At 67.8% G+C, this 8,489-nt stretch carries 7 protein-coding genes; 2 read left to right on the forward strand and 5 right to left on the reverse strand.

What is annotated here, in order from left to right; all coding sequences use genetic code 11:
• On the forward strand, nucleotides 1-524 hold a 524-nt coding region (locus AX685_RS17000; protein WP_156445889.1), incomplete at its 5' end, for an ROK family protein.
• A gap of 131 nt (nucleotides 525-655) precedes the next feature.
• On the opposite strand, the gene prpB is transcribed toward AX685_RS17000, so the two are convergent.
• The 5 genes from prpB to AX685_RS17025 are packed head-to-tail and all read right to left on the reverse strand — an operon-like array spanning nucleotide 656 to nucleotide 6,881.
• A complete protein-coding gene (gene prpB, locus AX685_RS17005; RefSeq protein WP_066490696.1) occupies nucleotides 656-1,576 on the reverse strand; it encodes a methylisocitrate lyase in 921 nt (306 codons plus the stop codon).
• Between the two features lie 14 nt (nucleotides 1,577-1,590).
• Nucleotides 1,591-2,754: a bifunctional 2-methylcitrate synthase/citrate synthase gene (gene prpC / locus AX685_RS17010; RefSeq protein WP_066490698.1), complete on the reverse strand. Its 1,164-nt coding sequence runs from the start codon at nucleotides 2,752-2,754 to the stop codon at nucleotides 1,591-1,593.
• A gap of 16 nt (nucleotides 2,755-2,770) precedes the next feature.
• Nucleotides 2,771-3,931: a 2-methylaconitate cis-trans isomerase PrpF gene (gene prpF, locus AX685_RS17015; protein WP_066490700.1), complete on the reverse strand. Its 1,161-nt coding sequence runs from the start codon at nucleotides 3,929-3,931 to the stop codon at nucleotides 2,771-2,773.
• Nucleotides 3,928-6,552, reverse strand: coding sequence for a Fe/S-dependent 2-methylisocitrate dehydratase AcnD (gene acnD, locus AX685_RS17020; RefSeq protein ID WP_156445890.1), 2,625 nt, complete (start codon nucleotides 6,550-6,552; stop codon nucleotides 3,928-3,930). Before acnD ends, prpF begins: the two co-directional genes overlap by 4 nt.
• The gene (locus AX685_RS17025) at nucleotides 6,549-6,881 is read right to left on the reverse strand and encodes a hypothetical protein (protein WP_231739000.1); all 333 of its coding nucleotides are present in this window, start codon (nucleotides 6,879-6,881) and stop codon (nucleotides 6,549-6,551) included. The genes acnD and AX685_RS17025 overlap by 4 nt, the downstream gene beginning before the upstream one ends.
• A gap of 94 nt (nucleotides 6,882-6,975) precedes the next feature.
• Between AX685_RS17025 and AX685_RS17030 the strand changes: the two genes are divergently transcribed.
• A complete protein-coding gene (locus AX685_RS17030; RefSeq protein ID WP_066490703.1) occupies nucleotides 6,976-8,379 on the forward strand; it encodes a short-chain fatty acyl-CoA regulator family protein in 1,404 nt (467 codons plus the stop codon).
• Nucleotides 8,380-8,489: the final 110 nt, after the last annotated feature.

Here is an 8,489-nt window from a genome sequence, read left to right on the forward strand (position 1 = left end):
AAGCGATACTGGGCGCGGGACGCACCTGCCCCGACTTCGCCTATCTCTACTTCGCGGCCGGCTTCGGTGGCGGTGTCGTCGCGCGCGGGGCGCCGCTACGCGGGGCGAGCGGCAATGCGGGGGAGTTCGGCTCGGTCTTGCCCGAAGGCTGGCACCAGCCCAATCTCGAAAATCTGCGCCGCCATCTGGCGACCCGCGGGCTTATGTATGACAGCCTTCGCGTCATGCTGCGCGACCTCGATCCGATCGAGCCGGCGGTGGAGGAATGGCTCGACCTGTGTGCCCCCTCGCTCAACCTCGTGGTGTCGGCCGTGTTCGGCGCGCTCGATCCGGAGATGATCGTGCTGGGCGGCCGCCTGCCCCCGCCGCTCGCCGAACGGATGATCGACCGGATCCGGTTCAACAATCCGGCGCGCCGCGGCCATCACCGACCCGAACCGCGTCTGGTCGCCTCGACCATCGGCAGCGATGCCGAGGCGATCGGTGCCGCGATGCTGCCGATCCGGGCCGCATTCTTCCAATAGCGTCTGGACATCGATCAGGGCCACCGGGCTGCGATCATGTCGTCTTTAACACGGCGGTTCCCGATGATCCGGGCGCCCAGCGCTTTCGCTTCGCGCGTGCCAGCTTTTCGACGTCCACGATCCCCGATCGATCACGCCTTTGGCATGGCTTCGGGAACGATCGTCTTCACGATCGAGGCATCGAGCGCCTCGTAATCGTGCAGCCCGATCACATCGTAGAGTTCGGCCCGCGTCTGCATCCGCTCGACCATGTTGTGCGTGCCGCCATCGCGCTGGATCGCGGCGTACAGCTCGGCCTGCGCCTTGTTGGCGACGCGTAAGGACGACACCGGCCAGATCACCATCTTGTAGCCCATCGCCTCGAACTCCGCGGCGGTGAAGAACGGAGTCTTGCCGAACTCGGTCATGTTGGCGAGCAGCGGCACCCCCGGCATTGCGGCGGCGAATGCCTCGAACATCTGTCGACTGGTCAGCCCTTCCGGGAAGATCGCGTCCGCCCCCGCCTCGACATAGGCGCGCGCGCGCTCGACCGCGGCATCGAAGCCATCGACCCCGACCGCATCGGTGCGCGCGACGATCACCAGATCGCGCGCGGCCCTTTTGGCGGCGGCGACCTTGGCGGCCATGTCGATGGTCGGGACCAGGCTCTTGCCGTTCAGGTGCCCGCATTTCTTGGGCAGGATCTGATCTTCCAGATGGACCGCTCCGGCCCCGGCATCCTCGAACGCGCGCACCATGTGCATCACGTTCAGCGCCTCGCCATAGCCGGTGTCGCCATCAACCAGCAGCGGCAGCCCGGCCGAGCGCGCTATCTGGCGGATGAAGAAGGCGACCTCGTCGACGGTGATGATGCCAAGGTCGGGGAGCCCCATCGACGCGGTCATCGCCGCCCCCGACAGGTAGAGTCCGTCGAACCCGGCGTGGCGGGCCTGGATCGCGGACTGGCCGTTATGGGCGCCCGGCAGGCGGTAGATGCCCGGGCGCGACAGCGCGGCACGGAAGCGCCTGCCCGCGGATTCGGTCGGAAGGCCGGCGGCAACGAGATACGGCAAGGCGGTATACTCCTTCAGGCAGCGAGGTGGTCGCCGCGGGCGGCGAGCGGCACCCAGGCGAGGTCTTCAGGGCCGGTGTAGTTGGCGGACGGACGAATGATCTTGTTGTCCTGGCGCTGCTCGATGACATGCGCCGCCCATCCGCTGGTGCGCGCGATGACGAACAGCGGCGTGAACATCGCGGTCGGCACGCCCATCAGATTGTAGGAAACGGCCGAGAACCAGTCGAGGTTCGGGAACATCGCCTTGGCGTCCCACATCACCTCCTCGATGCGGGCGGCGACGGCGAACTGGCGCCGGGCGCCGGCTTCGTCGGCGAGCGCCTTTGCGACGCGCTTGATGACGACGTTGCGCGGATCGCCAACGGTATAGACCGGGTGGCCGAAGCCGATCACGACTTCCTTGGCCGCGACGCGGCGACGGATGTCGGCTTCCGCCTCGTCCGGGGTCGCGTACCGTTTCTGGATTTCATAGGCGACCTCGTTCGCGCCGCCGTGCTTGGGCCCCCGCAACGCGCCGATCGCGCCGGCGACGGCCGAATACATGTCCGATCCGGTCCCCGCGATCACCCGGGCGGTGAAGGTCGAGGCGTTGAACTCATGCTCGGCATAGAGGATGAGCGAGGTGTGCATCGCGCGCACGAAGCTGTCGGACGGCGCCTCGCCGTGCAGCAGATGGAGGAAATGGCCGCCGATACTGTCGTCGTCGGTCTCCACCTCGATCCGGCGACCATGATGCGCGAAATGATACCAGTAGAGCAGGATCGATCCGAGCGAGGCCATCAGCCGGTCGGCGATATCGCGCGCGTCGGCGACGTTGTGATCGTGCGTTTCGGGCAGGACGCAGCCGAGCGCCGATACGCCCGAGCGCATCACGTCCATCGGATGTGCCGCGGCCGGGATCGCCTCCAGCGCCTCCTTCACCGAACGCGGCAGGCCGCGCAGCGTCCGCAGCTTCTTCTTGTAGGACGCAAGCTGCGCGTCGGTCGGCAGCGTTCCGTGAACAAGCAGATGGGCGATTTCCTCGAACTCGCTCGTCTCGGCGAAGTCGAGGATGTCATAGCCGCGATAATGGAGGTCGTTGCCGGTGCGGCCGACGGTGCACAGCGCGGTGTTGCCGGCGGTCACGCCCGAGAGCGCGACGGATTTCTTCGGCTTGAAGGTGGGAACGTCGTTCATCGGCTTGGCTTTCCTCTCAGAAACTGTCGGCGGGGACGTGGACGTGACCGTCCATCAGCACCCGCGCGCTGCGGCTCATGACCGCCTTGGTGATGATCCACCGGCCGCCCCGTCGCTGAGCCTCGGCACCGACCCGCAGCGTGCCGGAGGGATGGCCGAAGCGGATCGATGTCCGCTCGCCGCCCCCGGCGGCCTCGTTGACGAGAGTGCCCGGGACCGCCGCTGCGGCGGCGATCGCGACAGAGGCGGTGCCCATCATCGCGTGGTGAAGCTTGCCCATCGACAGCGCGCGGACCAGCAGGTCGATCTCGCCGGCCAGCACCTCCCGTCCGCTCGACGTGCGGTGATCGACGGGCGAAGCGACGAAGGCGATCGCCGGTGCGCGTGTCGTTCTGGCGATCCCCATCGCCGCCGCACCGGCGGTGCGCAGCGCCTCGAACCGGGCGAGCGCCCCCGCGTCGCCGTTGATGGCGTCGCGAAGCTCGGCGCCGGTGTATCCCAGATCCTCCGCCGCGACGAAGACGGTCGGCACGCCGGCGTTGATGAGGGTCGCCGGTATCATGCCGCCCGGCACGACCGCGTCGTCCACGGTCAGCATGTCGACCGGATTGCCGGTCGGGAACAGCGCGTCCGACGCATCGGCAGGATCGACGAACTCCAGCACGATCTCGGCAGCCGGAAAGGCCACGCCGTCGAGCGCGAAATCGCCCGCCTCGACGACCCGCCCATCGGCGACGGGCACATATGCGACGATCGTCTTGCCGATGTTCGCCTGCCAGATGCGCACGGTGCAGACGCCGTCGACCGCGTGGGCGGCGTCGACATAACCGGCCGCGATCGCAAAGGCTCCTACCGCGGTCGACAGGTTTCCGCAATTGCTCGACCAGTCGAGCGCGCCGCTGTCGATCGCGATCTGCCCGTAAAGGTAATCGACGTCATGGCCCGCGCGCGTCGCCGGTGACACGATCACGCATTTGGAGGTGCTGGACGTCGCACCACCCATGCCGTCGATGTGTGCGCCATAGGGATCGGGGCTGCCGATGACGCGGCGGAACAGCCGGTCGCGCGCCTCGCCGGGCGTCTGCGCCCGCTCGGGCAGGTCCTCCAGGCGGAAGAACACGCCCTTGCTGGTGCCGCCACGCATATAGGTGGCCCGGATGCGGATCTGCGGCGTCATGCCGCCGCACTCGAAGCGAGGAAGTCGTGCGCGAAGCGTTGCAGGACACCGCCCGCCTCGTAGATCGACACTTCTTCGGCGGTGTCGAGGCGGCACAGCACCGTCACCCCCGCGCTCAGCCCGTTGGCGCGGTGGATGGTGAGCGTCAGCTCGGCGCGCGCATCCGGCGTGCCCTCCACATCGAAAGTCTCGGTTCCGTCCAGCTTCAGGTTGAGCCGGGTCGTGCCGGGCAGGAACTCCAGCGGCAGCACGCCCATGCCGATCAGGTTGGTGCGGTGGATACGCTCGAACCCCTCGGCGAGGATCGCCTCGACCCCCGCGAGCCTGACGCCCTTCGCGGCCCAGTCGCGCGACGATCCCTGCCCGTAATCGGCACCCGCGACGATGATGAGCGGTTGCCGGCGACCGAGATAGGTTTCGATCGCCTCCCACATGCGGACGACGGTGCCGTCCGGCTCGATCCGGGCGAGGCTGCCCTTTCTCACCGCACCGTCGACCACCGCCATCTCATTGACCAGCTGGGGGTTGGCGAAGGTCGCGCGCATCGCGGTCAGGTGATCGCCGCGGTGCGTCGCATAGGAGTTATAATCCTCCTCCGGCACGCCCATCGCGGTCAGATACTCGCCTGCGGCGCTGGTCGGCAGGATCGCGTTCGACGGCGACAGATGGTCGGTGGTGATGTTGTCGGGCAGGATCGCGAGCGGGCGCATCCCTCGCAGCGTCCGCGGACTGGCCGCCAGCGCGCCCAAGCCGTCGGTGTCCCAATAGGGCGGCCGGCGGATATAGGTCGATCGCGGGCGCCAATCATACAGCGGGCTGACCGGCGCGCTGTCGTGGTCCGAGCGCGCGAACATCGGCTCGTACACGTCGCGGAACTGCTCCGCCGTCACATGATCGCGCACGATCGCATCGATCTCGGCATCGCTCGGCCACAGATCGGCCAGCCGGACATCGCGGCCATCGGGAGCGATCCCCAGCACGTCCTTCTCGATATCCAGCCGGATCGTGCCCGCGATCGCATAGGCGACGACCAGCGGCGGCGAGGCGAGGAACGCCTGTTTGGCATAGGGATGGATGCGCCCGTCGAAGTTGCGGTTCCCCGACAGGACGGCGGTCGTGTACAGGTCACGCGCGACGATCTCGCGCTGAATGACCGGGTCGAGCGCGCCCGACATCCCGTTGCAGGTCGTGCAGGCGAAGCCGACGATGCCGAAGCCGAGCTGTTCCAGCTCGTGCAGCAGGCCGGCCTCTTCCAGATACAGCGCGGGCACGCGCGAGCCGGGCGCGAAGCTGGTCTTGACCCACGGCTTGCGCGTCAGGCCGAGCGCATTGGCCTTTCGCGCCACCAGCCCGGCCGCGACGACATTGCGCGGGTTCGAGGTGTTGGTGCAGCTGGTGATCGCCGCGATGATGACCGCGCCGTCCGGCATCAGCCCCTCGCGCTCCTGCGCGATGGCACCTTCGAGATCCTTCGCCACGCCACGGTCGTGAAGCGCGGCGGTCGGCAGGCGCCGATGCGGGTTCGACGGGCCGGCAAGGGTGCGCTCGACGCTGTCCAGGTCGAACGTCAGCACCCGCTCATACTTCGCGGTCGCCAGCGCATCGCCCCACAGCCCCGTCGCCTGCGCATAGGTTTCGACCAGCGCGACCTGTTCGGGCGCACGGTTGGTCAGCAGCAGATAGTCGAGCGTCTGGCGATCGATGTAGAACATCGCCGCGGTCGCCCCATATTCGGGGCACATATTGGAGATGGTCGCGCGGTCGCCGATCGGCAGGCTATCGGCACCGGGACCGAAGAACTCCAGCCACGCTCCCACGACGCGCTCCTTGCGAAGGAACTCGGTCAGCGCGAGGACGACGTCGGTTGCGGTGATGCCCTGCGGCCGCCGCCCGGTCAGCTTCACGCCGACGATATCGGGGAGGCGCATCATCGACGGGCGGCCGAGCATGACCGTTTCCGCCTCAAGCCCGCCGACACCCACCGCGATCACGCCCAGCGCGTCGACATGCGGCGTATGACTGTCCGTGCCCACGCACGTATCGGGAAAGGCGACGCCGTCCCGCACCTGGATCACCGGCGACATCTTCTCCAGATTGATCTGGTGCATGATGCCGTTGCCTGCGGGCACCACGTCGACATTGTCGAACGCGCGCCTGGTCCATTCGATGAAGTCGAAACGGTCCTCGTTGCGCCGGTCCTCGATCGCGCGGTTCTTGGTAAAGGCGTCAGGATCGAAGCCGCCGTGCTCCACGGCCAGGCTGTGGTCGACGATCAGCTGGGTCGGCACGACGGGATTGACCTTGGCGGGGTCGCCGCCCTGATCCGCGATCGCGTCGCGCAGGCCCGCCAGATCGACCAGCGCCGTCTGCCCAAGGATATCGTGGCAGACGACGCGCGCCGGATACCAGGGGAAGTCCAGATCGCGCCGGCGATCGGCGATCTGGATCAGTGCGTCGCTCAACAGCGCGGGGTCGCAGCGGCGCACCAGTTGCTCGGCCAGTACGCGCGACACATAGGGCAGCGTGTCATAGGCGCCGGGGCGGATCGCCTCGATCGCGGCCCGCGCATCGAAAAAGGTGAGCGCCGTACCGTCGAGCGGCTTCTGATAGGCAGTGTTCATCGGGTTGCCGGGTTCCATTGGGCGAGCCGCGTGGCGATCGACGCGCTCGGACGGGTGAAGGTCGAGAAGGTGAAGCGGCCGGCGGCGACCATGCAGTCGCATCCCGCCGCGTCGCACCCGCTGGCGAAGACGACGACGACGAGATCGTCGTCGCTCCGGCTGACGCACGATGCCTCGAACACCATCTCGGCCAGCTCGGCGCGCAGTTCGATGTGGTGGCAGCGCGAAAGGGAAACGCTGGCTCCCAATATCTCCCGCGCGCGTGCCGTCGCCGCCGCTACGACGCGCTGGAGAAGGTCGACACCTTGCGGCTGGGCGGTAGTAAGCATATTCGCATAATCCGCAAATGGGCGCGGCTTCACAGGGTTGAAAGCGTAAAATTCTGTGAAGAACGCTCCGCAAATCTGCGAAGGATGCGAAGATATGGCGGCGCGCAAGGCATTCATCGGGGTCCGGCTGCGCCGGCTGCGCGAGGAGCGCCGGCTGAAACAGATCGAGCTTGCGCAGGCGCTCGGCATCTCGCCCAGCTATCTCAACCAGCTCGAACAGAACCAGCGTCCGCTGACCGTCCCGATCCTGCTGAAGCTCAACGCGGCCTTCGGGATCGACGTGCAGATGTTCTCCGAGGACGAGGAAGCGCGCCTGATGACCGACATCCGCGACGCGATCGCCGATGTGGAAGAGGCGGTGTCGGTGGCCGAACTGCGCGAGCTGGCGACGAACATGCCCGCGGTGGGCCGCACGCTGGTCGCGCTGCATCGGCGGTATCGCGATGCGATTGAGCGCGGCGATGCGATGGCCGCCGAGCTAGGCGACGAATGGAGCATCGGGGACCGCGCCCGCCAGCCCTTCGAGCAGGTGCGGGACTTCTTCTACGCGCGCCACAACCATGTCGCGTTGCTGGATGAAGCCGCCGAACGCCTGTACCGCGATGCGGGCCTCAGCCCGCGCACGATTCACGACGGCCTGAGCGCATGGCTGAAGGCGCGGCACGGGATCGCCGTGCTGACCGACGTCACCACCGCGCCGCGCCGCTTCGACCCGGTTGGACGGGCGCTCACCTTGTCGGCCTCGCTGACACCGGGCCAGCGCGTGTTCCAGATGGCGACCCAGCTCGCCTTCCTCGAACTGAGCCGGGCGATCGACGACCTTGCCGACGATCCGATCCTCGCCGATGCGGAGGCGCGCCGCCTCGGTCGGATCGGCCTCGCCAACTATTTCGCCGGGGCGCTGGTCCTGCCCTATGCCAACTTCCTCGCGGCGGCCGAAGCCGAACGGTACGATATCGAGCGGCTGGGGCGGCGCTTCGGGGTCGGGTTCGAGACGGTGTGCCACCGCCTGTCGACGCTCCAGCGGCCGGGTGCGCGCGGCGTGCCCTTCTTCTTCGTCCGCGTGGATCGGGCGGGCAACATCTCCAAGCGGCAATCGGCCACCGACTTTCACTTCTCGCGTGTCGGCGGAACCTGCCCGCTCTGGAATGTCTATGAGGCGTTTGCCCAGCCGGGGCGGGTGCTGCGGCAGGTCGCGCAGATGCCAGACGGGCGCAGCTATCTATGGATCGCGCGAACGGTGACGAGCGGTTCGGCGGGCTTCGGTGAGGCCGAGAAAGTGTTCGCGATCGGGCTGGGCTGCGACCTGCGCCATGCGGGCCAACTCGTCTATTCGCGCGGCCTCGATCTCACCGATCCTTCTTCCGCGACGCCGATCGGCGCCGGGTGCAAGGTATGCGAGCGTCCCGCCTGCCCGCAACGCGCGTTTCCGCCGATCGGGCGGCCGCTGACCATCGACGAGAACACCGCCGCCCCGGTTCCCTACCCCGTCACCTGACGCCCGCGCGCGGCCCCCAAGGCCGTCCATCATACGATGATGAGGCGGGATAGCGGGCCTCAATGTGCCGCTTCAGAACCAGGTCCGTACCCCGGCCACCACGCTGATCC

The sequence above is a fragment of the Sphingomonas sp. CCH9-F2 genome (genome assembly GCF_001556735.1).
Classification (GTDB): domain Bacteria; phylum Pseudomonadota; class Alphaproteobacteria; order Sphingomonadales; family Sphingomonadaceae; genus Sphingomonas; species Sphingomonas ginsenosidimutans.

What these genes read in the sequence shown, in the direction of transcription:
- AX685_RS17025 (WP_231739000.1), bottom strand. Translation starts at nt 6,881, where the DNA reads ATGCTTACTACCGCCCAGCCGCAAGGTGTCGACCTTCTCCAGCGCGTC.
- prpC (WP_066490698.1), bottom strand. Translation starts at nt 2,754, where the DNA reads ATGAACGACGTTCCCACCTTCAAGCCGAAGAAATCCGTCGCGCTCTCG.
- acnD (WP_156445890.1), bottom strand. Translation starts at nt 6,552, where the DNA reads ATGAACACTGCCTATCAGAAGCCGCTCGACGGTACGGCGCTCACCTTT.
- AX685_RS17030 (WP_066490703.1), top strand. Translation starts at nt 6,976, where the DNA reads ATGGCGGCGCGCAAGGCATTCATCGGGGTCCGGCTGCGCCGGCTGCGC.
- prpF (WP_066490700.1), bottom strand. Translation starts at nt 3,931, where the DNA reads ATGACGCCGCAGATCCGCATCCGGGCCACCTATATGCGTGGCGGCACC.